Origin of the sequence: Cyanobacterium sp. Dongsha4, assembly GCF_036345015.1 — a bacterium.
In the GTDB taxonomy this organism is placed as follows: domain Bacteria; phylum Cyanobacteriota; class Cyanobacteriia; order Cyanobacteriales; family Cyanobacteriaceae; genus PCC-10605.
The window spans coordinates 1,791,785-1,805,490 of the sequence record NZ_CP084098.1 but is presented as its reverse complement, the minus strand read 5'-3'; the positions used below and the strand labels follow the sequence as shown (position 1 = coordinate 1,805,490).

Genomic DNA, 13,706 nt, shown 5'->3' with positions numbered 1-13,706 from the left:
CTCTTTCCTTAAGGTTTTGTTCGCCAGATAAAATATTTTTTTGTCAGTGAAGGGAAATTTTTATTTTTCTCGCAAAATAATCATAACAAAATATCTCTTAACGAAATCTTAAGAATTTTTTGTATTGTATTTGTTTCTTGATGCCGTAAAAAGAGTTGAAAGGGAAGATAAGGTTAAAGGGAGAGAGGAGGAAACTAACTCTGAATTTTTTGATTTCTTTTTCCTAACTTACAACCTGCAACTCTTATCCTGAAACCTTTTTCCTCAAAGCACAAGATTTTAGTTAAAGTCCTTCAAAAATGCTAATCTGAGAGTAAGCAGAAATTATATTAAAGCAAAAATAAAACTATTGTTATGTTTAATCATGGTTTAGTATGCACAGATTTTACCGATGGCTTAGATAAGATGATACATTTTGTCTCTGCTTTAGGGGAAGGAGGATTTAAGGAAATTACTTTTTTACATAGTGTCGCTATTTGGAATGAAGGAGAAATTCCTCGTATTGATAAAGATAAAGTAGAGGAAGCGAAAAAAAAATTATCTCCTGCTTTAAACAATGTGCCGGAGAAAATGAAAGTCAATATCGAAGTTTTATCGGGAAATCCATCAGATAATATTTTGGCTACAATCAAGAAATATAACATTGATTTAGTGATTACTGGCTCACCTGTAAGTACTTCTTTAGAACAAATATTCTTCGGTTCAACGACTGCTAAATTAAGGAATAAATTGAGGATTCCTATGATGATTTTACGTCCTCAATTAATGTCAGTATATAGAAATGACGAATTTGCTTTGAGGTGTCGTAATCTTAATAATTTTTGGTTAGTGCCTTATAATCATGCACCTCATCACCATTACATCCTTGAAAAAATTCGGAGCTATGTGGAAATAGATAAAGGTAATACTTTACAAGAATGTCTATTTTTGTCTGTAATTGATGAAGTTTCTCGCAGTGAAATTTTAACAGAAAACAAAGTCAAAGAGGCAGAAAAGAAGTTAGCTGACATTCAAAAAAGTTTTGCTTCTTCCCCTATTAATGTCCAAACTTTGGTGAAGAGGGGTAATATTTTAGAGGAAACTTTTAAAGTTGCTTTTGCTCATGACGTTAGTGCGATCGCACTTGCTGATAATCTTAAAGAAGATAGTATTTTCGATCGCCTCGTTAATTTAGCAGTTGGGAGTAATGCTAATTATCTTTTAAACTGTAGTTGGTTTCCTCTGATTTACTTTCCCATGAATAAATAATTAGGATTAAGTTAATTTGCTTAATAGTTTTATTTGGTGATGATGAACAGAAAATAATTGGGTGAGATGGTCGAAAAAATGCGTGGCATCATATAGACTTCTTGCAGTAATTAAGTAACAGGGTGATTAGAAAGAGTTAGAGGGTCAAGAATATATTTAGATTCAGTCAATTAAAACAAGATGGATTTATCATTAGTCATTCCCATTTACAACGAAGCGGAAAACATTCCTCTACTCATTAATGCGATTAATCAAAGTCTGGAAAATAGTAATCTAACCTATGAAATTATCTGTGTTGATGATGGTTCTCAAGATGGTTCAACTGAAGCATTAAAAGATATATTACTAACAACTCCTTGTCTTAAAGCAATTATATTAAGACGTAATTATGGGCAAACTCCTGCTATGGCCGCAGGTTTTGAAAACGCAAGGGGCAAGGTCATTATTACTCTTGATGGAGACTTACAAAATGATCCCACAGATATACCTTTATTATTACAAAAATTAGAGGAAGGTTATGATTTAGTCAGTGGTTGGCGTAAAAATCGTCAAGATGATGCTCTTACTCGCCTTCTACCCTCAAAAATCGCCAACTGGATTATTGGCAAAATTACAGGGGTCAAGTTACATGACTATGGTTGTTCTCTCAAAGCATACCGTAAGGAATTAATCGCCGATATGAATTTATATGGAGAGTTACACCGTTTTTTACCAGCTTTGGCATATATTGAAGGGGCAAAAATTACGGAAATACCTGTAAATCACCATCCTCGCCGTTTTGGCAAGAGTAAGTATGGCCTTGGACGCACTTTTCGGGTAATTATGGACTTACTTACCGTCTTTTTTATCAAAAAATTTCTCACTCGTCCCATGCACGTTTTCGGGTTTTTTGGCTTAATTTCCATGATATTAGGCTTTTTTATTGGAATTTATCTTTCTGTTCTGAAATTGGGTTTGGGACAGAGTATAGGCGATCGCCCCTTGTTAATTTTATGTGTGTTATTAATTTTGACAGGAGTTCAACTATTTTCTTTTGGCTTATTAGGGGAATTACTCATGCGTACTTATCATGAATCCCAAAAACGCCCCATCTATCGTATTCGAGACATTTATTTTAATAGTGACAATCAAAAATAATCAATCAAAATAAACGAATCTATAGGCTCGGAAAACACTATACTTAAAGATATAGTTGATCTAATAAAACGGATGAGCAGACCTTTATTTTGTCATTGGCAGAAAGATATAGCCTCAGAAATTGAAAATAAACGCAAAGATGCGATCGCAGCCTTGGGATTGGACTTAGAAAAAACGATACCAGTATTTGATGAAGCAACCCAAACCGCCGCCGATTCCCTAAATGTACCTATTTGTTGCTTAGGAATTTTAATAGAAGAAGAATATAAAATGAAATCAGCCTATGGATTATCCCATTTAGGATTAATGAATGATTTGGCTATATCCCGCAAAATCCCTCGTCAAGATGCCTTTGCCGCTTATGTTATAGATAGTAGCAACTATTTAATAATAAATAACACATTAACAGACTCGTTTTTCGGTTACTCATTACTAGCCAATCAATATGGTGTCGTTGCTTATTTAGGAGTTCCACTAATCACAGAGACAGGAGAATGTATCGGCTGTTTAGAAATTATAGATACCAAACCCCGACAATTCACTCAAACAGAAATTAACTTTCTGATGATTACTGCCCGTTGGTGTTTAGCAGAATATGAACGTAGTAGTATCAAAAATTCCCTACATTTAAACTTTTCCCAAAAAGAAGCAAAAAGTAAAAAAATTCAACATGACTCCCCACCAATAGAAAAGACATCATCCAGAGAAGAAGTAGCCATCAAACCAACCCCCAACTCAGAAAAATATATCAGAGAACTTAGTTTTCAACTCTTGAATCAACTTATTCAAAAATTGTCAATTCCCCTCACATCGATTATTGGAATGTCTAGTGTTTTAAAACAAGGAATTTATGGACAACTTAATAGTAAACAAGCAGAATACTTACAAATTATTCACGATAGTGGACAAGAAATGAGTATTCTTGTGGACGAAATTGCCAAGTTAGGTAATGTTAAAAGTGAAGTCAATTTAGAGTATGTACCAGTGGACTTAGAAAACCTTGGCACTCAAGTGCTTCAAAGTTTAGAATCATCTGCACAAAATAAAGAGCATACCCTTCGATTATCCATTGAACCGGGTAAAAAAGTGTGGAATTTAGATCGAGAAAAAGCAAAAAAAACTCTTTACTATTTAGTTAACACCCTCATCGAAGGTTCAAGAAGTGGTGGGGAAATTCATTTACATATTTCTCGTAGAGGAGACACCCTAAAAATTAGCTGTAGAGTTAATCATCCTTGGTTAGGGGAAGGAATCTCTTTGGAAAAAATTAGTCTTTATGAGGAAGTTTTAACCAATAAAGAATTGAGCTCTAATTTAGTGGGAGATGAAGATCGTTTGAATCCAGAAAACACCAACTTAAATAACCTTGACTATGATTTAGTCTGTTTATCTTTTAGCGTTTATTTAGCCAATTTACAAGGAGGTAGTATCTACTTACAAGGTTCGGTAGAGTCGGGTTATCGCTTTATTTTATCTCTTCCTATCTCTTCAATAAATTGAATTATGTTTATTTTCAATTAAAAAGCTCCCCGTGGGTGAGGAGCTACTTGAGTAATAAGTAATAAGTAATAAGTAATATTGTCCAACATTATAGCAAAGTCATAAAAGATATTGCAACCTTTGACCCAGTCTTGTTTTTTGGTTCAGTTTTAGTCTAAAATAACTATTAATTCAGGTAAAATAACTGATTAAATAAATCATCTTTGCTACCTTAGCTCAGTTGGTAGAGCAACTGATTCGTAATCAGTAGGTCGTGGGTTCAAGTCCCATAGGTAGCTTCCTTATTTTGTCGAATAACATTTTATCTGTCATCGTTAACAAATTGTTGTCATCTTAACGAATTAACTGTCGCCTTAACAAATTGCTGTCGCTGAATAATCGTTAACAAATTAAATGTCATAATTACGAATCAGTTGCTCCTTTCAATCCACTTAAACCCATTATATACAATCGCACCGAGAAGTAAACTCATCTGCAACTTGCTAAGAAGCTATCATACTCACCAACCATTGCTAATACTTTCGATCGCACCGAGAAGTAAACTCATCTGCAACTAAATAAATTAATAAAAGATGTGGGTATAATAATATACCACGATGCTATTGGAGTAAAACTCCCGCATAACCAGACAAATACTCTCCTTTATAAGATAAATTATTAAAATTTATATAACCCCCTTGATAAACCGTACGACGAGTTTGTTTCATCAAGCATAGATCCAATTCTCGTTCCGTTGGCAAAGAAGGTATTACTGTTAAACCTGCTTCCCACCTCTGATAACGAGTTTGTCCAGTCCGCTTATCTAAACTCTGATTGTAATTATTGACTATATAGCGAACTACGAGCTTATGAAAATCATTAAGAGTGAGACAGGCACTTTTTTCGACTTCTTTTGGTCGTTCTTTGATATTTGACCCAGTATATCCGGGCAACGTAGATAACAACTGTGTATTAATAGTGCCAAAGGGTCTTTCCACGATACCACCTTCAGAAGGACGAGAACGAAACTTCCAGGTTATACCTAGCTGAGATGCTATTTGCTGAACATGATGAGACTTAAAATCTGTACCGCTATCAGTAAAAATATACTCTGGTTTACCATAAGTTCCCCACTGTTCATGTAATTGATAGTCCGAAGGGTAATCTTTGGGCAAAATAGCATGACGAAGTGCTAAACCTACTACAATTGAACTGGGAGCATCAAAACCAAGGTTTATGCCTACAATACAACGAGAATAAGTATCGATTACGGTGGTCAACCAAGGACGTTTAAATACCTTACCAGAGCTATCAACCAATAAAATATCTGCCTCTGTATGGTCACATTGCCAGACGTGATTGCTGTATTCTGGCTCTAAAATTGTGCCATCCTTTGTTCTCAAACTTAATTTAGTGCCCTTCCATCCAGGGTTCCGAATATTTTTCTTGACTGCTTGTTCATCGATAATGGTTTGAAGAATCCGATAAACAGTCATATGACTGGGTACTTCCAATCCTTCTTGTTTGGCTTTAACTTGTGCTTTAACCGCAATCTGAGAACGATTAACTTTACTTCCTCCCCGATTCCCTTCTATATACTGCTTTTTAATGAAATCAACTAAAACTGGATCTATACGATGTTGACCTTTATCGGCTCTTTGACTTGAAAATAGACCCTTAATTCCTTCTTCTTCCCATTTTTTCACCATACGTTGTACTGTTCGACGGGAGCAATTTAACTTCTCACTCACTTCATCTAACTTTTTCCCATAAGAGATGCGATCGCACGGTTCCATTAAATAATTGATGAGTTCAATCTTCCTCTGGACATCTTAGGGGATGTCAACAGGGATTACATTCTCTTCTTTGCTCATACTTATGTTTCATAAAAACATAATATTACTTTAACCGCATTATTAAAAGATGGCAACTATTGTGTTACTGATAATTCCAAAAACCCTGAAAAGCTATGCCATAGCTGAAACCCCTAGAAAATCGTGCTGAAAATGCTCTTTGATTACATCAGGTAGCTTAGTTGTTGATTCTATTTTTCTCATTATTTGCGTCAATGATAAACGACCTAAACTAGGCATAAACTGCATTGATAACAGTATTAAATACATTATTACTTTAATTAATAATCCTATATAAATTCCCTGTTTCCTTAATTTCATCTCCGCAATTTTTAGTACCGATTTTAACATTTTCCAAAACTGTTCAATAATATTGTGTGCAGACCATATCCGCCATATTTCTACTCCTCTCAACGATATACTACTTAAATCCATCAATAAATAACAACTACTATTACTTTTTTGAAAAAATAACCAATTTAACTCCCCAAAAGTCGGATTTGATAATTTTTTTCTCACACAAGGCACATCTATTCCCCATTGATTTTCTTGATAATCCACTCTTTTTTTCCATTCACTTCCTTTTCCTTTAAAATCTTCTCCTTCAAATACATAACTACTTTTCCCAGCCATAATAATTTTGGTGAATCCTAGTTCATCTAATTGTTCTTTTAATTGTTGTGATACATACCAAGAATCGAGAGTAATAGGATATTTACTAATATTGATATTTTCTTTGAGACATTCTTCTTTAATTTCCTTTAACATCGCAATTAAAATACTTGGTTTATCCGTATTTTTTCTTCCCTGTTTGGAGCAATATTTTAATCCAATGGGTATTGCTTTTCCATTGATTGTTAATATGATTCCTAATATATTTTGTCCATTTACCACTTTTTTCCAACGTCCACTATACCAAGTAAATGTACAGCGTAACCTCTTTCCTACTCTGTCAATAACACTATCATCTACAGCAAATGTTATCTTTGCCCTTGACTGTGTAGAATTACTCTTTTTTTCAATAATTTGTAACTGTTCTACTGCCACATTGACCATCAATAATTTTAAAACTTTTTGGAGCTTGTATAATGTCCATGAAGAAATTTCTGCATATATTTTTTGATGATTAACTCCTAAGAAATCTGCCAATTGTTTAGGATTAAAACAGCCATAGGCATGACTGATTGCTAAAATCATAATAGCTTCAAATGCTTCAATTTTATGAGAGCGAAATAATCTATTAAATCTGACAAAGAAAATCTGAATTATGCTAGATAGATGAAATTTCATGATTTAGGAAAAATATTTTGGGCATTTTCATTTAAGCATACGGTTTGATTCTTAACACTTTCAGCTTTTCAGCCATTTTCAGAATTGTCAGTGTTATAAATCGTCAAAAGTCAAATCAGAAGAAGTGACAGTTAATTTGTTAAACCTATCTTTGATGATGAGGAGGGTTCAAAGATGGTTATGATTGTTTAGGGAAGGGGATTTGAGGAGGAATTATCCCCATGACAAATAAAATGTTAAAGCGACAGATAAAATGTTATTCGACATATCTATTATCACCTATTTCGCAACAACTCTACTATACAGGCAATCAAGCAGGAGTTTTTAAAATTAGAGTGGATCATCTCTACGATACCCCTAGTATTGAATTGCAAATTTGTGCTTATTAAATTTCTTAACCATTGGATTTTAGGGGAATATGTAAGATTCAAGTCTCAACTAAAAGCAGAATAGAACTATAATAAGTTCCTAAACATTGTTACTGCGAGCCGATGAATATAGTTCCCCGTTTAATACCTTTTTATCAACCTGATATTAATACATGGTCATTAGAAGCAAGATTATTACGCTGGTTGACATTTCTCTGGATTGCTCTTGGTTTAATTATTCTTTTTTCTGCTTCCTATGCAGTGGGGATTGAGGATAGTGGAAATGGTTGGTATTATTTTCAAAGACAATTTTTTTGGGCTGTTATTGGTTTAATTTTTTTTAAGATAATTATTCAGATACCCATTAGTTATATTTTAAAGTGGTCGGGATGGGGATATGTTGCTTGTTTATTCATGATTTTTCTGACTGTTATCGGTTTGGGACAAAATATTAATGGGGCGGAGAGATGGTTAAGTTTAGGCCCAATTCAAGTTCAACCTTCAGAATTACTTAAACCTTTTTTGATTTTACAGGGGGCAATAGTTTTTGGTGGTTGGAAAAAGTTAAATTGGACGGTTAAAGGTACATGGTTGGGAATTTTCGCTTTTACTTTAGCCTGTATTTTGAAGCAACCTAACTTGAGTACAACGGCTTTGTGTGGTATGACTTTATGGTTAATGGCTTTGGCTGGTGGTGTGCCTTATCTTCAGTTAATCGTAACTGCTATGGGGGGAATGTTGGTGGCTGGTTTAAGTGTGATGGTAAATCCTTATCAGTTAAGACGTATTACTTCTTTTGTTGATCCTTGGGCAGATGCGAGGGGGGATGGTTATCAGTTGGTGCAAAGTCTATTGGCAATTGGTTCGGGGAGAGAGTATGGGGTTGGTTTTGGGATGTCTCAACAAAAATTGTTTTATTTACCTTTCCAATATACGGATTTTATTTTTGCGGTGTTTGCAGAAGAGTTTGGATTTATTGGTTGTCTATTATTAATCTTGCTATTGCTTAGTTTTACTACTATTTCTTTTTTGGTGGCTATTCGTTGTCACCACCCGACGAAACGTTTAATTGCTGTGGGGGTAATGGTTATTTTAATTGGGCAGTCTTTAATTAATATAGGTGTTAATATAGGTGCGTTACCAACTACTGGTTTGCCTTTTCCTTTTTTAAGTTATGGTGGTAGTTCGGTGTTAAGTAGTTTAATGTTGGTTGCTTTATTAATTCGAGTTGCTATTGAAACTAATATTACTGAAAAGACTTCTGTTTAGTTGGTGAGTATTTTAAGGGAATGATGGTACAACCTATGGAGGATTATAATTTCTTAAATAATCGCAATCAAGCCATTGAAAATTATATTCAACGGGTAACGGAATTGACTCAGTTACAACAAACTATTCCTACTAATGAGGAGTTGCTGAAAATTGCCTCAGAATTAGGTATTAGTGATGGGGAAATTGCTATTGCTCAAAAACAATCTCAAGCTCATTTTTTAAGGGCTCAGGGTTATTTTTCTCTCAATCATTGGGAAGATGCGATCGCAGAATTGGAAGAAGCCTTGGCTTTTAATCCGTCTCATTTACCGATGTTACATTTATTAATTAATGCTTATATTGGTAGATGGAAAGATAAGCATAACCGTCAGGATGAAATACAAGCAAGACTAAGAATTAAGCAATGTTTAGAAATTCAACCCGATGATCAAGAATCTCTCAAATTATTAGCTAAATTAGATCAATCTATTCGTAACTATCAATATCGATTTTGGAGTTTAGGGGCAATTACCGTTTTATTTTGTGGTTCGATAATTGGATTTTTTATTTCTGATAATTTATCCTTAAATTTATTTAATAAAAATGACCAAATTTTGCAAAGTTTACAACAAGAACTCAATTCAGAAATAGATACTTTAAGAAAAGAACAAACTTTATTATATAATGAGTCTTTGGAACAATTAAGAAATCAACAAAGAATTAATAATGATTTAGAAAATAGAATCATAGAATTGCAAAATCAAATTAAAAATTTAGAGCAGAAAAACCAAGAATTACTTAATAAAATTAATCAAAATCAATCATCAGAAAATCCATTTAACCAAATACCTGAATCAGAAATTAATGAATAAAAAAGGATTAGCTTTACACACTACAACGGGGGAATTAGGGGTTGCTTTTGTTGATAATCATGGAAAATATTATTGTCAGTCGTGGGATTTAGGTAGGGATTTAGCCAATTTATTACAGGTAAAATTGCAAGAATTTATGACTCCTTTGTGTTTGTGGTCAGATTTGGATTTTCTCGTAGTTGCGATCGGACCTGGGAGTTATACTAGTACCAGAATAGGGGTAGTAACAGCTAAAACCCTAGCACAACAATTAAATATTCCTGTTTATGGTATCTCTACTTTAGAAACTTTCGCATGGAATCAGGCAATAAATAAGCCAGAAAATTCTCTTTTAGCAATAGAAATGAGAGCTAATAATGAAGATATTTATGGTGGAATTTATCAAAAAAAAGATAACTATTTATTAATAAAAATACTTGCTGATGAGCAGTTAAAAAAACAGAAATGGATGGAAATAGTTAGTAAGTATCAAGTGAAATTTGAAGAAAAAATAGAGGTAGTATTCGCCCCTGATAAGTTGGGATTTACTGCTAAAAATTTATTAGAAATAGCTGAGATTAAAATGAATTACGAAGGGATAATAAATGTTGATAGTTGGCAGACTTTACAGCCGTTTTATAATTAACTTCTAAGTACAGGACAAAAATTTTAAACAGTGAATAAAATCACTAGATCTTAAGTCTAAATCAAGAGCGATGCCGAAGGCACAGCTACGCTGCCCGTCCGTAAATGATCGAGTCCATAACGAAAAATACTTTTTGACCTACGACCATGTTTTTTGATTTTCAAGGGTATTTGTTCATGTAACCATCGACCATTAGAATTGCCCAACATAAAGCTAAACTCATTAACGCCAATAATTTACTCAGTCTTTCTTGTTGATTAAAATGAGTTGATTCCAAATTGAATCCTCTAGTTTTAAACATTCACTTGCAGCGTTTCAATACCCCATCGATGAGCATAATCAGCAATGGCCGTGTCAGGAGATTCACTGCTAATCACAATCAGTAACTCACCGTCATCTAAGCGTAGAGCCGAAACATAGACTTGTCTACCCCAAACCCAACGTTTACCAAAGAGAGTTTGACGCTCCCCAATTTGAAGATGAACAAACATAATTGATGCGGCTAAACTTTTTTGCCCGTTACTAATTTTATGATCTGCCTTAATCCTCAAACGAAAAGGAATGTGAGGTTCAATCATTAAATAGGTTAACCATTCTTTACCAATAAACTCTCTATCACCACAAACGTAGGATACTTGGGCATGAGGGAAAATCTGCAAAAATTGATCTAACAAATCCATTCTTTCACAGCTATTCGAGTTTCCTTTTTTCTCTAACATCGTCCAAGCGACAGGGAAGGCAACACCATTATGAATGATACCCAAAACAAAAATATTAAAACAGGTAGGGCCAAAACACCACTGTGTTCTATCAATACTCAACACCCAAGGTTGAGGTATATCCATTAATGAGACAACAACTTTGGCGATAAGAGCAAAATCTAAATCAAATTTAGCAAAAAAGCGTTGTAATCTTTTATAGTTAGATTCCGCTTTAGCCGATGTACGAAAAGCAAGAGAGAGACTACTCAAATCAACAGTCCGAACACGGATGAGTGCAATTAAAAATAATGCTAAAAAATTAAGTCGAGCACCATGCCAAGGCAAATGTTGTTTCAAAGTGGAACGAAGTAAGTTAATCTGATTCATAGGAGGGTTTGTTTGATTTTGTAGTTAATTTCTATCAAACCCCCTGCTGGTAAATATTGCAACTTCTTTCTTTACTTTTTTGTCCTGTACTAAGCACATTTACAGCAAAATAGCCCATGCTCATAATCTATTTATCAAAAAGTGTTTTTAAATAACTAGGAATAAATTGTGATTCTCTGGTTTCTGGGTTGATGCAAATATGTCTAGTAATGGCTTTTGCAATTAGGTTTTTATCTTTTTCTACCAAATAATTAACATCAAAAACTTTATCACTAATATAATTTATTTGGCATTGAATATTAATCAAATCACCACAAAATAAAGGTTTAAAAAAATCGATTTCTGCGTGAATAATGGGAATTGCTAATTGCTTATCTGTAAAAAAATTACTTAAATTTATGCCTAAACTTAATAAAACTTCCTCGTAAGCCTCATGACAAATTGACAGTAAATTGGAAAAATACACTACCCCGGCTGAGTCTGTATCGGCAAAATGAATTTTTCTGGAATAACTAAAATTACTCATTATTTTTTCTAGTTTTGCAACATAAAAGTATTTTAATCGTTACTGCATAAATTACTGATTCGCCACTGATATATAAATAAGACATAGTTAGATAAATAATTTATAACTATGAATCAAAATCATTATCTTACTGATAATACCTTCCTAAATCCGATATTCCTGCATTAAACAAAAGATAAAAATAGATGTTATTTGCCAATACAAAAACGGCTAAAAATGCGGTCTAAAACAGATTCTGTGACTTCTTCCCCTGTTATTTCTCCTAATGCTTGAATAGCTGTGCGTAAGTCGATAGTCCAAAAGTCGAGAGGTAATTGGTTTTTGATTGTTTCTTCTACTTGATTTAAAGCTAGTTTAGCACGAGTTAAAGCGGCGGCTTGTCTCTGGTTAATGGCAATATCCAAATTTCTGGCGGTAGTTTTCCCTTTTTCTATGGTATTAATAATGGCTGATTCTAATGCTTCTATGCCTTCATTTTTAGCGGCGGCGGTGTTGACTATTTGCTTTATTTCTGGAGGATAATTGATAGTGTCAGGATTTCCTAAGTCGGTTTTATTGATGACCAGTATAATGTTGAGTCCTTTTATTTTTTCATAAATTTCTGTTTCTTTTTCTGTCCATCCTTGACTGGCATCTATAGTAAATAGAATTAAGTCTGCTTGGTTGACGGCTTGTAGTGACCTTTCTACACCTATTTTTTCCACTGTGTCTTCCGTGTTTCTTATTCCTGCGGTGTCTAATACTTGAATGGGTATGCCTTTTACTACCAATTGGGATTCTACCACATCTCTGGTTGTACCGGGTAAGTCGGTGACAATAGCGCGATCGCATCTGCTCCAAGCATTCAAAAGACTTGATTTACCTACATTTGGCTGACCAACGATCGCAACTTTTATCCCACTGCGTAATAATTCCCCTTGATCTTTGGTAGCTAAAATCTGTTTAATTTCTTCTAAACTAGCCTGTAAATTTTGCTTAACTTGGTCTTCATCGAGGGGCGGTAAATCGTCCTCAAAATCAATTCTTGCCTCTACTTCTGCCAGAATATCTAAAAGGGTTTGCCGAATATTTTTGATCGGTTGTGCAAGTTTTCCCCTGAGAGATGCTAGTACAACGGTAGAAGCCTCTACAGATTTTGCTCCAACAATCTCGGCAATACTTTCGGCTTGAGTGAGGTCAATTCTACCATTTAAAAAGGCTCTGAGGGTAAATTCTCCTGAATTTGCTAACCTTGCTCCTTGTTCCAAACATAATTCTAATACTTGCTGTACGGGCATTATACCCCCATGACAGTGAAATTCAATCACATCTTCCCTTGTGTAAGAACGGGGGGAGAACATGGGTAACAACAATGCTTCATCGACGATGGTGTTATGGTCGGGATGTTTGATATAACCGTAAAGAATGCGATGGGATTCCCATTGTTTTTTGCCTTGAGGGTGAAAAATCCTTTTTGCTATTTCTAAGGCTTTCTGACCGCTTAATCGGACAACACCAATACTGCCCTGACAGGGTACTACAGCAGATGCGATCGCAACTATGGTTTCTTGTTGAACAATTTTTTGCACGAACTTTAAGTTAATTATGGTCTGGTGAAAAAGTTTTCTGGTGATTTTAGATGTTAGGTTTCAGATTTCAGGTGTCAGGTGTTAGGCTTAAAATCAAAAAAATTTATTCTTGCTTCTTTTGATATAGTTTTTACCTTAGTGCAGGACAATAAAAGAAGGAAAGGAATTGCAATATTTGCCAGTAGAGAGTTTAAGGGAAATTAATCACAATCTCATACAAACTCTCCTATAAATCAGATTAACTTACTTCGTCAAACTTTGAAACAACATTTGCCTTGGCAAGGTGCTAGGCTTAATTTTTTATTCAGTTTAAAGGAAAAATTAAAATCTTCACGACATTAAGTTGATGTTAAAGTTTAGAATTGAATCTGGACGGGGTTAACCAGTGTGACTTATAATAG

Annotated in this window: 11 protein-coding genes, 1 tRNA gene and 2 pseudogenes; 8 read left to right on the top strand and 6 right to left on the bottom strand. The window is 34.3% G+C overall.

Annotated elements, in window-relative coordinates; all coding sequences use genetic code 11:
• Positions 1 to 354 precede the first annotated feature (354 nt).
• The 4 genes from Dongsha4_RS07770 to Dongsha4_RS07755 all read left to right on the top strand — a co-directional run bounded on the left by Dongsha4_RS07770 (position 355) and on the right by Dongsha4_RS07755 (position 4,163).
• The gene (locus Dongsha4_RS07770) at positions 355 to 1,248 is read left to right on the top strand and encodes a universal stress protein (protein ID WP_330205106.1); all 894 of its coding nucleotides are present in this window, start codon (positions 355 to 357) and stop codon (positions 1,246 to 1,248) included.
• 180 nt (positions 1,249 to 1,428) lie between these two features.
• Complete coding sequence (locus Dongsha4_RS07765; protein WP_330205105.1) at positions 1,429 to 2,385, top strand: glycosyltransferase family 2 protein; 957 nt, start codon at positions 1,429 to 1,431, stop codon at positions 2,383 to 2,385.
• A gap of 72 nt (positions 2,386 to 2,457) precedes the next feature.
• Positions 2,458 to 3,885, top strand: a complete 1,428-nt coding sequence (locus Dongsha4_RS07760) for a GAF domain-containing sensor histidine kinase (RefSeq protein WP_330205104.1) — start codon at positions 2,458 to 2,460, stop codon at positions 3,883 to 3,885.
• A gap of 205 nt (positions 3,886 to 4,090) precedes the next feature.
• A tRNA-Thr gene (locus Dongsha4_RS07755) sits at positions 4,091 to 4,163 on the top strand.
• Positions 4,164 to 4,484: 321 nt separating this feature from the next.
• Here Dongsha4_RS07755 and Dongsha4_RS07750 read toward each other — a convergent pair.
• From Dongsha4_RS07750 to Dongsha4_RS07740, 3 genes and pseudogenes are all read right to left on the bottom strand, one after another.
• Positions 4,485 to 4,592: a Mu transposase C-terminal domain-containing protein gene (locus tag Dongsha4_RS07750; protein ID WP_330205405.1), complete on the bottom strand. Its 108-nt coding sequence runs from the start codon at positions 4,590 to 4,592 to the stop codon at positions 4,485 to 4,487.
• 909 nt (positions 4,593 to 5,501) lie between these two features.
• Positions 5,502 to 5,684: pseudogene (locus Dongsha4_RS18980) on the bottom strand (helix-turn-helix domain-containing protein); the annotation flags it as partial.
• 147 nt (positions 5,685 to 5,831) lie between these two features.
• The gene (locus Dongsha4_RS07740) at positions 5,832 to 7,007 is read right to left on the bottom strand and encodes a hypothetical protein (protein WP_330205103.1); all 1,176 of its coding nucleotides are present in this window, start codon (positions 7,005 to 7,007) and stop codon (positions 5,832 to 5,834) included.
• Between the two features lie 221 nt (positions 7,008 to 7,228).
• Between Dongsha4_RS07740 and Dongsha4_RS07735 the strand changes: the two genes are divergently transcribed.
• The 4 genes from Dongsha4_RS07735 to tsaB all read left to right on the top strand — a co-directional run bounded on the left by Dongsha4_RS07735 (position 7,229) and on the right by tsaB (position 10,123).
• Positions 7,229 to 7,396: a hypothetical protein gene (locus Dongsha4_RS07735; protein WP_330205102.1), complete on the top strand. Its 168-nt coding sequence runs from the start codon at positions 7,229 to 7,231 to the stop codon at positions 7,394 to 7,396.
• 102 nt (positions 7,397 to 7,498) lie between these two features.
• On the top strand, positions 7,499 to 8,644 hold the full coding sequence (locus Dongsha4_RS07730) for an FtsW/RodA/SpoVE family cell cycle protein (RefSeq protein WP_330205101.1): 1,146 nt from the start codon (positions 7,499 to 7,501) through the stop codon (positions 8,642 to 8,644).
• A 20-nt stretch (positions 8,645 to 8,664) separates the two neighbouring features.
• On the top strand, positions 8,665 to 9,498 hold the full coding sequence (locus Dongsha4_RS07725; RefSeq protein WP_330205100.1) for a tetratricopeptide repeat protein: 834 nt from the start codon (positions 8,665 to 8,667) through the stop codon (positions 9,496 to 9,498).
• Positions 9,491 to 10,123, top strand: coding sequence for a tRNA (adenosine(37)-N6)-threonylcarbamoyltransferase complex dimerization subunit type 1 TsaB (gene tsaB / locus Dongsha4_RS07720; RefSeq protein WP_330205099.1), 633 nt, complete (start codon positions 9,491 to 9,493; stop codon positions 10,121 to 10,123). Before Dongsha4_RS07725 ends, tsaB begins: the two co-directional genes overlap by 8 nt.
• Positions 10,124 to 10,179: 56 nt before the next feature.
• On the opposite strand, the pseudogene Dongsha4_RS07710 reads toward tsaB, so the two are convergent.
• The 3 genes and pseudogenes from Dongsha4_RS07710 to mnmE all read right to left on the bottom strand — a co-directional run bounded on the left by Dongsha4_RS07710 (position 10,180) and on the right by mnmE (position 13,305).
• Positions 10,180 to 11,211: pseudogene (locus Dongsha4_RS07710) on the bottom strand (IS4 family transposase).
• Between the two features lie 127 nt (positions 11,212 to 11,338).
• Positions 11,339 to 11,737 carry a thioesterase family protein gene (locus Dongsha4_RS07705; protein WP_330205096.1) on the bottom strand — a complete coding sequence of 133 codons (399 nt, stop codon included), beginning with the start codon at positions 11,735 to 11,737 and terminating at the stop codon, positions 11,339 to 11,341.
• Between the two features lie 188 nt (positions 11,738 to 11,925).
• Complete coding sequence (gene mnmE / locus Dongsha4_RS07700) at positions 11,926 to 13,305, bottom strand: tRNA uridine-5-carboxymethylaminomethyl(34) synthesis GTPase MnmE (RefSeq protein ID WP_330205095.1); 1,380 nt, start codon at positions 13,303 to 13,305, stop codon at positions 11,926 to 11,928.
• Between the last annotated feature and the right edge of the window lie 401 nt (positions 13,306 to 13,706).